Below are 13,193 nucleotides of genomic sequence, written 5' to 3'. Positions count from 1 at the left end.
ACTTAATAAAACCCCTTGGCGGGAACCAGCTCCGCGATCGAGCTGGAGGAACCGAAGCCGACTTCCCGCAGCGGGAACACCTCTTCCGTGAGGTATGGTCCGCCTCCCACCGACTCCTTCGAGGACATCAGTACGAAACGCGGAACGGTAAAGGGCGCGGTCTGGAAATTGCCGCGCCCTGAAAGATAGTGAACCACATCGTCGAGGCGGCAGTTTTTCAAACGTGCCAGCGTCACATGCGGGGTGAACTTGCGTGGATCGGGCGGCAGGCCGATTCTTTGGCACATTCGTTCGATTTCCGCTTGCAAGGCATGGATTTCCACCGATGGAGCGACACCCGCCCAGACGGAATGCGGCTTCTTGGAACCGAACGAACCTATACCGGTAAGCGTCAACGGGAATTCGGGTCGATCGATCCGGTCCAGCCGGTCGACGATCTCGTCGGCGGTGCGCCCGTCGACGTCTCCGATGAAGCGAAGTGTTATGTGATAGTTCTCCACGTCGATCCACCGGGCTCCAGGTAGACCACCGCGCAATAGGGAGAGGCTGAGGGCCAGATTGCGCGGAATTTCGAGGGCGGTGAAAAGTCTCGGCATGGGGACCTCCTCGAATCTCTTGCAGATATCAACAGCGAATCACGCAACGGAGTTCCACGCAAGCGCTAATTTCCCCCACCCCTGATGTCCCCCAGGAAGCTTTCGACGGCGGGCAGCGACTTTTCAACCATTGCCGCCACGCCCTTTGCGTTCGGATGCATGCCGTCCTCTAGCTGCATGCCCTCGACCGTGGTCACGCCATCAAGGAAGAACGGATAGAGCGGAACGCCATGTTTTTCCGCGAGCCGCTGGTAGATGGGATTGAACCTTTCAGCATAATCGCCGCCCATGTTCGGCGGCGCCAGCATGCCGGCAAGCAGCACCGCAATGCCGCGCTCCTTGAGCCTCGTCAGGATCGCATCCAAGTTCTTTTCTGTCTCCTCTGGCGAGATGCCGCGCAGGGCATCATTGGCGCCGAGTTCGAGGATGACCCCATCCGTTCCATCCGGCACCGACCAATCGACGCGGGAGAGCCCACCCGCAGTCGTATCGCCGGAAACACCTGCATTGGTGACGACCACGTCATGGCCTTTCCCCTTCAGCGCCGCTTCGAGCTGCGCCGTATAGGATTCACCGGGGGCGAGCTGATAGCCCGCCATCAGGCTGTCCCCCAGGCCGACGAGCTGGGTCGGACGGTCCTGCGCCGCGGCCGACAGCGGGATGAGCATAAGAACGGACATGACGATGAAGTGAAGGAGGCTTGCTTTAAAACTCATGGTCCGTTCCTTAAATTGGGCGCTACCGCGCTGCGGCATTCGATTTCACGATCCTGGTTTGAGCTCAATATAGGAAGCCGACTTTGACAAAAACCATCATCGAGCTGAAGAAAGCCGATCTGAAGCTCGGCAGCGCGGCTGCATCCGTGCATGTCCTGAAGGGGATCGATCTTTCCATCCGCTCCGGAGAGGCCGTCGGTATCGTCGGGCCGTCCGGCTCTGGAAAATCCACCCTATTGATGGTGCTTGCCGGATTGGAACGGCTCGATAGCGGAGAGATCTTCATCAAGGACACGGCGCTCCACAGCCTGTCGGAGGACGCGCTCGCCGATTTCCGCGGCCGCAACATCGGCATCGTCTTCCAATCCTTCCACCTGATCGCCAACATGACGGCGCTCGAGAATGTCGCCGTCCCGCTCGAACTCGCCAATGTGAAAGACCCCTTCGATATAGCTCGCCGCGAATTGACCGCCGTGGGCCTCGGAGAAAGGCTCGGCCACTACCCCGGCCAGCTTTCCGGCGGCGAGCAGCAGCGCGTCGCGATCGCCCGCGCGCTCGCACCCTCGCCCGCCGTCCTGATCGCCGATGAACCGACCGGCAATCTCGATACGGAAACGGGCCGGCAGATCGCCGATCTACTGTTTGCCAAGCAGGCCGAACGCGGCATGACCATGCTGCTCGTCACCCACGACAATTCGCTTGCCGCCCGCTGCTCGCGGCAGATCCGCGTCCGTTCCGGCCAGATCGTCGGAGATACGGCCGAGGTCGCGCCTGTACAGGCGGTTTCGGCATGAGATCGGCCTTTCCCCGTCTCGCGATCGCCTTCCGGCTTGCATGGCGCGAGATGCGTGGCGGCCTCGCCGGCTTCTATATCTTCCTCGCCTGCATCGCGCTCGGTACCGGCGCGATCGCCGCGGTGAATTCCGTTTCCCGCGCCATCACCGGCGCGATCGCCTCCCAGGGGCAGGAAATCCTTGCCGGCGACATCCGCTTCGAACTCAACAATCGCGAGGCGACAACGGAAGAACGCGCTTTCCTCGACGGCCTCGGCACCGTTTCGCTCTCCACCAGTCTCCGTTCAATGGCCCGCAAGCCGGACGGTTCGGAACAGGCCCTGGTCGAAGTGAAGGCGGTGGACGACGCCTATCCGCTCTACGGCACCTTCACCGCAAGCCCGGAAGCCCCGCTGTCAACCTTGCTGGCTGAGAATGGCGGAGACTTCAGCGCGCTTGCCGCACCGCTGCTCCTCGAGCGGCTAGGGCTTTCGGTGGGCGACGAATTGCTGCTCGGCAACGCCCGCCTGCGGATAGCCGGGACAATCGTGGCCGAGCCGGACGCGCTTTCCGACGGCTTCGGATTCGCGCCACGCCTGCTCGTCAGCCGCGGCGCGCTGATCGCCTCCGGCCTGATCCAGACCGGAAGCCTTGTCGAGCACGCCTACAAGGTGCGGCTCGACGATCCCGCGATCCGTGGCACCATCCCGGCCCGTGCCAACCAGGAATTTCCAAGCGCTGGCTGGTCGATCCGGCTCAGTGATCGCGCCGCACCGTCGCTTGCGGAGAACGTCGACCGGTTTTCGCAATTCCTGACGCTGGTTGGTCTCACCGCGCTCATCGTCGGCGGCGTCGGCGTGGCGAATGCCGTACGCGCCTTCCTCGATGCCAAACGCACCACGATCGCCACCTTCAAATGTCTTGGCGCTCCGGCCTTCGTCGTGACGCTGATCTATCTCACCCAAATCCTGCTGCTGGCATTGATAGGGATCGTCATCGGGCTGGCGATCGGCGCGGCCTCCCCCTTCATTGCACTGCGCTTCCTGGAAGGCGTGCTGCCGGTGCCGCGGGAAATGGCGTTCTATCCCTCCGCGCTCGGGCTTGCGGCTCTCTTCGGTCTGCTCATCACGTTCGCCTTCACCATCCTGCCGCTCGGCCACGCGCGCGAAGTGTCGGCGACGGCGCTTTTCAGGGAACAGAGCTTCGATGCCGCCCGATGGCCCTCATGGCCCTACGTGCTGGCGGCCGGTGCGGCGCTGGCGCTGCTCGCTGGGCTTGCGATAGCCGCGGCGGAGGAACGCTTCGTCGCCGCGGTCTTCCTCGCCGCGGTCGCCGGAGCCTTCGTTCTGCTGCGCCTGGTAGCGGCGGGGATAGGAGCGCTCGCCCGCCGCAGTCCAAGAGTCAACTCACCGGCACTCAGGCTCGCGATCGGCAATATCCACCGCCCCGGCGCCCTGACGCCTTCGGTGGTGCTGTCGCTTGGCCTCGGCCTTGCTCTCCTGGTGACGCTGGCGCTGATCGACGGCAATCTGCGCCGCGAACTCACCGGCAACATGACGGAGCGCGCGCCGAATTTCTTCTTCGTCGACATCCAGAACGCGGAGCGAGAGGGTTTCCTGAGCATCCTGAAACAGCAATCTCCCGAGGGCGAAGTGACCCAGGTGCCGATGCTGCGCGGACGCATCCTCGCCTTCAACGGTGAGGACGTGACGACCATGAATGTGCCGGCGGCCGGTCGCTGGGTGCTTCGCGGCGACCGCGGCATCACATATGAGGAAAAACTGCCCGCCAACTCGAGCCTTACGCAGGGTGAATGGTGGCCGGCGGACTATTCCGGCGAGCCGCTCGTTTCCTTCTCGGCGGAAGAGGCCACCGAACTCGGCCTCAAGCTCGGCGATACGGTCACCGTCAACGTGCTCGGCCGCAACATCACCGCGCGGATCGCCAACTTCCGGCAAGTCGAGTGGGAATCGCTGTCGATCAATTTCGTGATGGTCTTCTCTCCCAACACGTTCCGCGGCGCGCCGCATGCCTGGCTCGCGACATTGAGCGACCCGTCGGCCACCTCCCAGCAGGAAGCTGCGATCCTGCGCGCCGTTACCAATGCCTATCCGACCATCACCAGCGTCCGCGTCAAGGATGCCATCGATATCGTCGATCAGCTCGTCGGCCAGCTCGCTACCGCCATTCGCGCCGCGGCGGCGGTGGCGCTCATAGCTTCGGTGCTGGTTCTTGCGGGCGCGCTCGCCGCCGGCAACCGCGCCCGCACCCACGATGCCGTGGTACTGAAGACGCTCGGCGGAACCCGGAGCATGCTGATGCGCGCCTTCAGCTACGAATACATGATACTTGGGACTGCGACGGCGGTCTTCGGACTGTTCGCCGGCAGCGTTTCGGCCTGGTTCGTGGTGAACCGCATCATGAACCTGCCATCGGCCTTCCTGCCGGATGTGGCGGTGCTGACGCTCGCCGTTTCGCTGGTGCTGACCGTCGGCATCGGCCTCATCGGAACCTGGCGAATCCTCGGCCAGAAGGCCGCTCCGGTCCTGCGGGAGCTTTAATTCTCCGAATAGTTGCAAATTGCGTTAACTCTCGGATCAAAATCCCGTCAGAATGCCTCATAGGTTGCTTAATTCACGCTATGGCCTGCGGTTTCGCGGCCTACACCCCTTGTATGAAACGCGGTCTCGCATCATATTTGACGACAGGCTTGCTGGAGCTCCGCAGCGGCGCCTGGGTCAACGAAGGGGGCCCGACACCGTGAACAATTCCGGAGCTTGAAGAGGAAACAATGGCTGACTTCAATAACTATCAAAACCGAATGGCGCGAACTGGCGTCCAGACGGGTGCGATGATCGACGAGGGCCTCCGCGCCTATATGCTGAAGGTTTACAACCTGATGGCGGCGGGGCTGGCGATCACCGGCGTGGCGGCCTTTCTGACATGGCAGATGGCGGTTGCCGACGGCCAGCTTACGGCTTTCGGCCAGCTCCTCTATACCAGCCCGCTGAAATGGGTTGTCATGCTGGCTCCGCTGGCGATGGTCTTCTTCCTCAGCTTCCGCATCAACTCGATGAGCGTCGCGGCCGCGCAAACGACCTTCTGGGTCTATGCCGCGCTGATGGGCCTCTCGCTGTCGTCGATCTTCCTGGTCTTCACCGGCCAAAGCATCGTGCAGACCTTCTTCGTCACGGCCGCCTCGTTCGGCGCCCTGTCGCTCTATGGTTACACGACGAAGAAAGACTTGTCCGGCATGGGCTCGTTCCTGATCATGGGCCTGTTCGGCCTGATCATCGCTTCGCTGGTGAATATCTTCCTGCAGTCTTCGGCGATGGGCTTTGCCATCTCCGCAATCGGCGTGCTGATCTTTGCCGGTCTCACAGCCTATGACACGCAGAAGATCAAGGAAATGTACTACGACGCCGACGACGTCGCGGTAATGGGCCGCAAGGCTATCATGGGCGCGCTGACGCTCTATCTCGACTTCGTCAACCTGTTCACGTTCCTGCTGCAGTTCCTCGGCAATCGCGAAGAATAACGGCATAAGACATGAATACGAAGAAGGCGGCTTTCGAGCCGCCTTTTTTGTTGTTCAATCGATGAGTTTCAGAGCCTTGTCGAAGACCTTCAGAACTTGCGGCAGCTCATGGCCTCGCTTGAGGACCATTCCATGGGTGTTGAGGACACTAAAGGCGCCCTGCCTGTTGGCAAATTTCGGATTCTTCTCGATCCGATAGAGCGGCATTTCACCCGATCGATTGAAGATCGAGAAGACCGCGCGGTCCTTCAGATGGTCGATGGCGTAGTCTTTCCATTCGCCCTCGCCGACCATGCGTCCGTAGATTTTCAGGATTGCGTCCAGCTCCCGCCGGTGGAAGGTGACCGGGGCGGGGTCGCGGCTCTGCCGATATTCGCTGAGATCGACGACGACGGCTGTGTCACGGGGACTCTGGCTCCCCGGCAAATCCGGCTGATCTGTCATCAAGGCTCCCAAGTCAATCAGATGTCAGAGAGATGACAGTGTGCCCGAGAGGATTGAAAATGCAACCCTGCTCCCCGGAACCTTTGCATGTGCCGCTTTGGTTCAGAGATGGTGTTTTTATTCTTGCCCCATTTCGGACAAAACAGCGCCCGATTCAAAAGCGAGATTGACTGCGTCGATTGGCGTGGATTCTGCGCCAATTTGGTCCGGTCCGGTACATTGACCCTTACCCCCAGCCCCCCAGTGTCCCGGACCGGGCCGCCGACAAAAATCCTCAATACTTCTTGCGCCCGACCATCAGAATGGTGGCGCCGAGGATGGCCGCCGGCTCTCCGCCGGGGCCCGAGGCTTGCAGCAATACGGCGCAGCCGTCCTTCTTGGATTTGCCCATCAGCTTGCCCGGCAATGTGATTTTCATGCTTTTGCCGTTCCACATGCCGACCGACTGGACATCGTAGACGCTGTGCCAGTAATCCATGCGCTTGCCGCTGTTTTCGCCCTTGAGGACTTCCACCTGCTCGTGCCTGGTGAAATAGGCGACGACCACCTCCGCCTCGCCCTTGCCCTCACCGATCTCGATCTCGATCTCCTTGCCACGCAATGAGGCCGCGACCGGTACGCTCAGACCCTTGCCGCTGGCTTTCAGGAGATCGATCTTGCCGTTGATGGCGGCAAGGTCCGTTCCCTTCACATGGTCCCGACCATTGATCACCGCCTGGGGCGTGTATACGCCGCTTCGCCCGAGCGTCCTGGCATAGCCGTATTGCCGCTCGGTGTTTTCACGCGAGCTCAGCGTATCGGTCCAACCAAGATAGTTCCAATAATCGACATGGTAGGAAAGCGCCACGACATCGCCCTGGAAGGCCAGGTCGCGCAGGGCCGTATCTGCCGGCGGGCAGGACGAACAGCCCTGAGAGGTAAACAATTCGACGACTCCCTTCGGCGGTTTCGTATCCTCCGCGACCGCGGTACCCGAAAACAGCAGGGCCGCGAGGAAGATCGCTTTGCGGAACTGGGACGTCATGAAGTGCAGACCTCTTCGAAGGACTTTGTATTGGCGACGATGTGATATCGTAACCAAGAACCTAACAAGCTGGATGATGCAAGGTAACCGTCCCGATACATAAAGAGGAAGTCACGATGGGGTGAGGCAAAGATATTCCCTGAGACCAACGGACATTCAGGTTCCACGCCCATCGATGAATACATGCAAGCGATAGTCAGAGCAGTTTTACGACGCCCTGGGCGAAATAAACGGCGCCGATTCCAGTCACCACCCAGCGGGTCCAGGAGCGGAAGTTAGCATCGGTGATCCTCTGCAGGATTCCGTTACCCGCCAGCGCCCCGATAATGGCGATCGGCGCAGCGACCAGCACCGAGATCAGGTCGACTGCCGGCAACCTGGATGCCGCGTCCCAGTAGAACGCGATCTTCGCCATATGGGAGAGCGTCTGGATCGAGGCCTTGGTGGCGATGATCTTGCGGCGATCCATCTCGGTGCGAATGAAGAAAATATCGACGGTCGGACCGGCCACGCCGACACTGATGGTCAATGCACCGGACATGAGACCGGCGACAAAGGCATGGGAAGGACGGGAGGCATCGAGCTGCAGCCGCTTGAACGGCAGCCAGACCAGGATCGGCATCAGCCCGACCCCGAGCAGAACGACAGTCAGGTCGGGCGTATAATCGATCAGAAACAGAATTGAACCGGACACGAACACGCCGACGCACAATATGCCGAGGATCTTCCAGTCGATATAGGCGCGGGAAAACCAGGCCCGCGATCCGTTGGAGGTCATCTGGATGACGCCATGGATCGCGATGGACGTGCCGACCGGATAAAGGAAGAGCAGGGTCCAGAGCAGGATGAGGCCGCCTGCCATGCCGAAAATGCCTGACAGAAGTGACGTCAGGAAAACCGTGACGGCCATTCCGATAAAAATGACGAGGGACAAGCTCAGGCCTCATCGAGGCGGGACGCCGCTATGAGCGGACGCCGGAAAACGGAGGGAAAAGCATCCGCCGGAGGTACGCTCCGGCGGATGCGGATCATGAAGCTTACGCAGCCAGATCGCGAAGAACGGTCTGCAGAATGCCGCCATTGTTCATGTAGATGACTTCATCGAGCGTATCGATGCGGCAAAGGATGTTGATTTCCTTCACCTTGCCGTCGCCATAGGTGATCTTGGCCGTCTTCCACTCACGCGGCTTGATGTCGCCTTCCAGGCCTTCGATGGTGACCACTTCATCGCCCTTGAGATCAAGCGAAGCCCAGGTCGTGCCCTCTTCGAAGACGAAAGGCACGACACCCATGCCAACCAGGTTCGAACGATGGATGCGCTCAAAGGACTGGGCGATGACGGCCTTGACGCCGAGCAGATTGGTGCCCTTGGCAGCCCAGTCGCGCGAGGAACCGTTGCCGTATTCGACACCGGCGAAGATGACGAGCGGAACGCCCTCTTCCTTGTATTTCATCGCGGCATCGTAAATCGACATCTCTTCCTTCGACGGATAGTGGATGGTGTAGCCACCTTCCTTGCCGTTCGGGCCGAGCATGAAGTTGCGGATGCGGATATTGGCAAAGGTACCGCGCATCATCACTTCATGGTTGCCGCGCCGCGTGCCGTACTGGTTGAAATCGGCAACCCCGACGCCGTTTTCCGTGAGATAGGCGCCGGCCGGAGAAGCAGCCTTGATCGAACCGGCCGGAGAAATGTGGTCGGTAGTGATCTTGTCGCCGAAGAGGCCGAGAACGCGTGCGCCCTTGATATCCTTCAGGCCCGAGCCCTTCTTGCCCATGCCGACGAAGTAGGGCGGATTCTGCACGTAGGTCGACGTGTCGTCCCAGGCATAGGTCTGTCCCGTCGGAGCATTGACCGCCTGCCAGTGCTGGTCACCCTTGAAGACGTCCGCATACTTGCTCTCGTAGAGCTCGCGGGTGACGTATTTCTGGATGAATTCCTGCACTTCGTGCGAAGTCGGCCAGATATCCTTGAGGTAGACCGGATTGCCGTTCTGGTCCTCACCGATCGGCTCCTTGGTCAGGTCCTTCTGGACCGAGCCGGCGAGCGCATAGGCGACGACGAGCGGCGGCGAGGCGAGATAGTTGGCCTGGACGTCCGGCGAGATGCGACCTTCGAAGTTGCGGTTGCCCGAGAGCACGCCGGCAACGATCAGGCCCTTGTCGTTGATCGTCTTCGAGATCGGCGCCGGCAGCGGGCCGGAATTGCCGATGCAGGTCGTGCAGCCGAAGCCGACGAGGTTGAAGCCGAGCTTGTCCAAGTCGGCCTGAAGACCCGACTTGGCAAGATATTCGCCGACGACCTGAGATCCCGGCGCCAGAGAGGTCTTCACCCACGGCTTGGTCTTCAAGCCCTTGGCAACGGCGTTGCGTGCAAGCAGCCCGGCGGCAATCAGAACCGATGGGTTGGACGTATTGGTGCAGGAGGTGATGGCGGCGATCGCAACATCGCCATGGCCGAGATCGAAGCCCTCGCCTTCGACGGCATAGCGGTTATCGAGCTGGCCGGGCTTCTTGTAATCGCTCTCCATCGAGCCGGCGAAACCGGACGCGATGTTTTCCAGCGCGATGCGTCCTTCCGGGCGCTTCGGGCCGGCCATCGACGGCACGACGTCTCCGAGGTCGAGTTCCAGCGTGTCGGTGAAGACGAGATCAGAACCGTCGCCTTCGCGCCACATGCCCTGTGCCTTGGAATAGGCTTCGACAAGCGCGATGCGCTCCTTGGTGCGGCCGGACATGTTGAGGTAGTTGATAGTTTCGCCGTCAACCGGGAAGAAGCCGCAGGTCGCGCCGTATTCAGGACCCATGTTGCCGATCGTCGCGCGGTCGGCGAGTGGCATGTTATCCATGCCCGGGCCGAAGAATTCGACGAACTTGGATACGACGCCCTTCTTGCGCAGCATCTGCACGACGGTCAGCACGAGGTCGGTCGCGGTGACGCCTTCCTTCAGCTTGCCGGTGAGCTTGAAGCCGACGACTTCCGGCAGGAGCATGGAAACGGGCTGGCCGAGCATGGAGGCTTCCGCTTCGATGCCGCCGACACCCCAGCCCAGAACACCGAGGCCGTTGATCATCGTGGTGTGCGAATCGGTGCCGACGCAGGTGTCGGGATAGGCGACGGTTTCGCCGTCTTCCTCATTCGTCCAGACCGTCTGGCCGAGATATTCGAGATTGACCTGGTGACAGATGCCCGTGCCGGGAGGAACGACGCGGAAGTTCTTGAAGGCCTGCTGACCCCATTTCAGGAAGCGGTAGCGCTCGCCGTTGCGCTGGTATTCCAGCTCGACATTGCGGGCAAAAGCCTGCGGCGTACCGAATTCGTCGACGATGACCGAGTGGTCGATAACGAGATCGACCGGAACCAGCGGATTGATCTTTTCCGGATCGCCGCCGAGCGCCTTGATGCCGTCGCGCATCGCCGCAAGGTCCACCACGGCCGGAACGCCGGTGAAGTCCTGCATCAGCACGCGGGCCGGGCGATAGGCGATTTCGCTTTCGACCTTGCCCTTGTTGTTCAGCCATTCCGCCACGGCAAGAATCTGGTCCTTGGTGACGGAACGACCATCTTCGAAGCGAAGGAGGTTTTCGAGCAGTACCTTCATGGAGAAGGGAAGCTTGGAAACGCCCTTGAGCCCATTCGCCTCGGCCTTGGGCAGGCTGTAATAGACATAGTCTTTACCGCCGACGGTAAGGACGGAGCGACAATTGAAGCTGTCGAGAGATTTGGCCACGGAAAATAACCCCGCTGATACTAAGAGCCAACACGCGCGTGCGGACGCCTATGCACTTCATGCACATCAGGATGCGGGTGCGACCATTTCCGCTGTCCGCACGAGAAGATTTTTGATGTCTTCAGGTTCGGCGCAAGATGAAAATCACGCCGGCCGCTGGCGTGGTTGCAGTGCTTATAGATAATTTCTAAGAAGGGTTCCAGACACCATTTTGAAGATTTTTCACATCCGGCGATCAAATTTCGAACGAAGGCGAGAAGCATGCGGCTGACAGCCGAAAATATCGCGGCAAAACGCGGCGAAGACCTGCTTTTCGCCGATATCTCCTTCGTCCTGGCGTCCGGTGAAGCACTCGTCCTGACCGGCCGCAACGGCACGGGAAAATCCACGCTGCTGCGCGTTCTGGCGGGCTTGCTTCGGCCGGAGAAGGGAAACGTCTCCTGGTTTTCGCAAGACGCCGAGGCAGGAGCACGCGCCTGCGAGGCCTGCCACTATCTCGGCCATCGCAACGCCATGAAGGCCGAGCTCACGGTCGCCGAAAACCTCTCCTTCTGGAAGAGCTTTTTCAGCGATTTCCTAGGTGGAACCGGAAGTTCGGTTTCGGACGCGGCTGAAGCGGTGGGCCTTCAGGAAATCATCCATCTGCCTTTCGGATACCTTTCCGCCGGACAGCAACGGCGTATGGCCTTCGCAAAGCTGTTGGTGGCTTATCGCCCCGTCTGGCTGCTCGATGAACCCACCGCAGCGCTTGATTCGGGCGCGGAGGTGATCATCACCGGACTGATCGGAAATCACCTCGCGCACGGAGGCATCGTCATCGCCGCGACTCATCAACCTCTCGGGCTGACGAATGCGCGGGAACTCCGGATGACGGGATTTGCCGGTGTCGGCGAGGGTGTGTGGTGATGATCAACCTCCTCCTCCGCGACCTTAAACTTTCGGTACGTGCCGGCGGCGGCGCGCTGATCGGCGTATTGTTCTTTCTGACCGTCGTGGCTGTCATTCCATTCGGCGTCGGCCCGGATCTCAACCTGCTTTCCCGCATCGGCCCGGCAATCCTCTGGATCGGCGCATTGCTTTCGGCCCTTCTCGGGCTGGACCGGCTGTTCCAGACTGACCGCGAGGATGGCTCGCTCGACCTGATGCTCATGCAGGAGCATCCGCTGGCGCTGACGGTACTCGTTAAATGCCTGGCGCACTGGATCGCGACCGGTCTACCTCTCGTCATAGCCTCACCTCTGCTCGGCCTCTTCATGAACATGAACGAAGTGGCGATCGGCGCGGTGATGCTGACCCTGCTCGCCGGTACGCCTGCGATCACCTTCATCGGCGCAGTCGGCGCCGCCGTTGCGGTGGCGCTGCCGCGCGGCGGGCTGCTCGTCTCGATCCTCGTCCTGCCGCTCGCCATCCCCGTGCTGATCTTCGGCGTCAGCGCGTCCTATGCGGCGGTGGAGGAGCCCGCCCCGTTTATGCCGCCTTTCCTGATATTGGTGGCGCTCACGATGTTTTTTGCGGTACTGGGGCCGGTTGGCGCAGCACTGGCGTTGAAGAATGCCGGTGATTGACTAGGATCAATGCGCCCGGCGCTCATCGTGTTTCAGAAAGACCCTATGACCGAAAGCTTTGCGATCACGAAATTCAGCGATCTCGCCAACCCGACGCGGTTCCTCGCGCTGACGGCGCGCATCTTGCCCTGGATGGCAGGCATCACTGCATTGCTCTTCGTAATCGGTCTTTACCTGAGCTTCACGACAGAAGGCGACTATCAGCAGGGCGACACGGTCCGGATCATGTATGTTCACGTGCCTGCCGCCTGGCTATCGATGATGTGCTACACCGTCATGGCGATCTCGGCGATCGGAACGCTGGTATGGCGCCATCCCCTGGCGGATGTGAGCCACAAGGCGGCAGCGCCGCTCGGGGCAGCCTTCACGCTGATCGCGCTGGTCACGGGTTCTCTCTGGGGCAAGCCGATGTGGGGCACCTGGTGGGTCTGGGATGCCCGCCTCACGTCCGTCTTCGTTCTCTTCCTGATGTATCTCGGACTGATCGCGCTCAATCGCGCGCTGGATGATCCCTCGCGCGCCGCCCGTGTCAGCGCCGTGCTCATCCTGGTCGGTTTCGTCAACATTCCGATCATCAAGTTCTCGGTCGACTGGTGGAACACGCTGCACCAGCCGGCGAGCGTTGTCCGATTGGACGGCCCGACGATCGATGCGGAGTTTCTGTGGCCCCTCCTGGTCATGGCGGTGGCATTCACCTTGCTCTTCTTCACCTTGCATGTAGCGGCGATGCGCAATGAAATCTGGCGCCGCCGTGTGACCGCGCAGCGCCGCATGGCCGCGCGCATGGCGGGAAAGGAGGAGTGACC

At 60.9% G+C, this 13,193-nt stretch carries 12 protein-coding genes; 6 read left to right on the top strand and 6 right to left on the bottom strand.

Annotated features, from left to right (window positions below):
- Positions 1–2: 2 nt before the first annotated feature.
- Positions 3–596 carry an RNA 2',3'-cyclic phosphodiesterase gene (gene thpR, locus YH62_RS21155; protein WP_046796257.1) on the bottom strand — a complete coding sequence of 198 codons (594 nt, stop codon included), beginning with the start codon at positions 594–596 and terminating at the stop codon, positions 3–5.
- A gap of 65 nt (positions 597–661) precedes the next feature.
- Positions 662–1,312: an arylesterase gene (locus tag YH62_RS21150; RefSeq protein WP_046796256.1), complete on the bottom strand. Its 651-nt coding sequence runs from the start codon at positions 1,310–1,312 to the stop codon at positions 662–664.
- Between the two features lie 83 nt (positions 1,313–1,395).
- On the opposite strand from YH62_RS21150, the gene YH62_RS21145 reads away from it, so the two are divergent.
- The 3 genes from YH62_RS21145 to YH62_RS21135 all read left to right on the top strand — a co-directional run bounded on the left by YH62_RS21145 (position 1,396) and on the right by YH62_RS21135 (position 5,623).
- On the top strand, positions 1,396–2,106 hold the full coding sequence (locus YH62_RS21145; RefSeq protein ID WP_046796255.1) for an ABC transporter ATP-binding protein: 711 nt from the start codon (positions 1,396–1,398) through the stop codon (positions 2,104–2,106).
- Complete coding sequence (locus YH62_RS21140; RefSeq protein ID WP_046796254.1) at positions 2,103–4,646, top strand: ABC transporter permease; 2,544 nt, start codon at positions 2,103–2,105, stop codon at positions 4,644–4,646. The genes YH62_RS21145 and YH62_RS21140 overlap by 4 nt, the downstream gene beginning before the upstream one ends.
- Before the next feature lie 230 nt (positions 4,647–4,876).
- Positions 4,877–5,623: a Bax inhibitor-1/YccA family protein gene (locus YH62_RS21135; RefSeq protein WP_046796253.1), complete on the top strand. Its 747-nt coding sequence runs from the start codon at positions 4,877–4,879 to the stop codon at positions 5,621–5,623.
- 54 nt (positions 5,624–5,677) lie between these two features.
- Here YH62_RS21135 and YH62_RS21130 read toward each other — a convergent pair whose 3' ends face one another.
- From YH62_RS21130 to acnA, 4 genes are all read right to left on the bottom strand, one after another.
- A complete protein-coding gene (locus tag YH62_RS21130) occupies positions 5,678–6,067 on the bottom strand; it encodes a DUF2794 domain-containing protein (RefSeq protein WP_046796252.1) in 390 nt (129 codons plus the stop codon).
- Positions 6,068–6,341: 274 nt separating this feature from the next.
- Positions 6,342–7,091, bottom strand: a complete 750-nt coding sequence (locus tag YH62_RS21125) for a thioredoxin family protein (protein WP_046796251.1) — start codon at positions 7,089–7,091, stop codon at positions 6,342–6,344.
- A gap of 196 nt (positions 7,092–7,287) precedes the next feature.
- Positions 7,288–8,025: a sulfite exporter TauE/SafE family protein gene (locus YH62_RS21120; RefSeq protein WP_046796250.1), complete on the bottom strand. Its 738-nt coding sequence runs from the start codon at positions 8,023–8,025 to the stop codon at positions 7,288–7,290.
- A 103-nt stretch (positions 8,026–8,128) separates the two neighbouring features.
- Positions 8,129–10,822 carry an aconitate hydratase AcnA gene (acnA, locus tag YH62_RS21115; protein WP_046796249.1) on the bottom strand — a complete coding sequence of 898 codons (2,694 nt, stop codon included), beginning with the start codon at positions 10,820–10,822 and terminating at the stop codon, positions 8,129–8,131.
- A 261-nt stretch (positions 10,823–11,083) separates the two neighbouring features.
- Between acnA and ccmA the strand changes: the two genes are divergently transcribed.
- The 3 genes from ccmA to YH62_RS21100 are packed head-to-tail and all read left to right on the top strand — an operon-like array spanning position 11,084 to position 13,191.
- Positions 11,084–11,728: a heme ABC exporter ATP-binding protein CcmA gene (ccmA, locus tag YH62_RS21110; RefSeq protein ID WP_046796248.1), complete on the top strand. Its 645-nt coding sequence runs from the start codon at positions 11,084–11,086 to the stop codon at positions 11,726–11,728.
- Complete coding sequence (ccmB, locus tag YH62_RS21105) at positions 11,728–12,387, top strand: heme exporter protein CcmB (RefSeq protein ID WP_046796247.1); 660 nt, start codon at positions 11,728–11,730, stop codon at positions 12,385–12,387. The genes ccmA and ccmB overlap by 1 nt, the downstream gene beginning before the upstream one ends.
- A gap of 45 nt (positions 12,388–12,432) precedes the next feature.
- Complete coding sequence (locus YH62_RS21100) at positions 12,433–13,191, top strand: heme ABC transporter permease (RefSeq protein WP_046796419.1); 759 nt, start codon at positions 12,433–12,435, stop codon at positions 13,189–13,191.
- The last annotated feature ends 2 nt before the right edge of the window (positions 13,192–13,193 follow it).

Source organism: Rhizobium sp. LC145 (genome assembly GCF_001005825.1).
GTDB lineage: Bacteria > Pseudomonadota > Alphaproteobacteria > Rhizobiales > Rhizobiaceae > Neorhizobium.
This window is presented reverse-complemented; position numbering and strand designations above follow the sequence as displayed.

Excerpts from the sequence above, each read along its gene's own strand:
- thpR (WP_046796257.1), bottom strand. The coding sequence starts at position 596 with ATGCCGAGACTTTTCACCGCCCTCGAAATTCCGCGCAATCTGGCCCTC.
- YH62_RS21150 (WP_046796256.1), bottom strand. The coding sequence starts at position 1,312 with ATGAGTTTTAAAGCAAGCCTCCTTCACTTCATCGTCATGTCCGTTCTT.
- YH62_RS21140 (WP_046796254.1), top strand. The coding sequence starts at position 2,103 with ATGAGATCGGCCTTTCCCCGTCTCGCGATCGCCTTCCGGCTTGCATGG.
- YH62_RS21135 (WP_046796253.1), top strand. The coding sequence starts at position 4,877 with ATGGCTGACTTCAATAACTATCAAAACCGAATGGCGCGAACTGGCGTC.
- YH62_RS21130 (WP_046796252.1), bottom strand. The coding sequence starts at position 6,067 with ATGACAGATCAGCCGGATTTGCCGGGGAGCCAGAGTCCCCGTGACACA.
- YH62_RS21125 (WP_046796251.1), bottom strand. The coding sequence starts at position 7,091 with ATGACGTCCCAGTTCCGCAAAGCGATCTTCCTCGCGGCCCTGCTGTTT.
- ccmA (WP_046796248.1), top strand. The coding sequence starts at position 11,084 with ATGCGGCTGACAGCCGAAAATATCGCGGCAAAACGCGGCGAAGACCTG.
- ccmB (WP_046796247.1), top strand. The coding sequence starts at position 11,728 with ATGATCAACCTCCTCCTCCGCGACCTTAAACTTTCGGTACGTGCCGGC.
- YH62_RS21100 (WP_046796419.1), top strand. The coding sequence starts at position 12,433 with ATGACCGAAAGCTTTGCGATCACGAAATTCAGCGATCTCGCCAACCCG.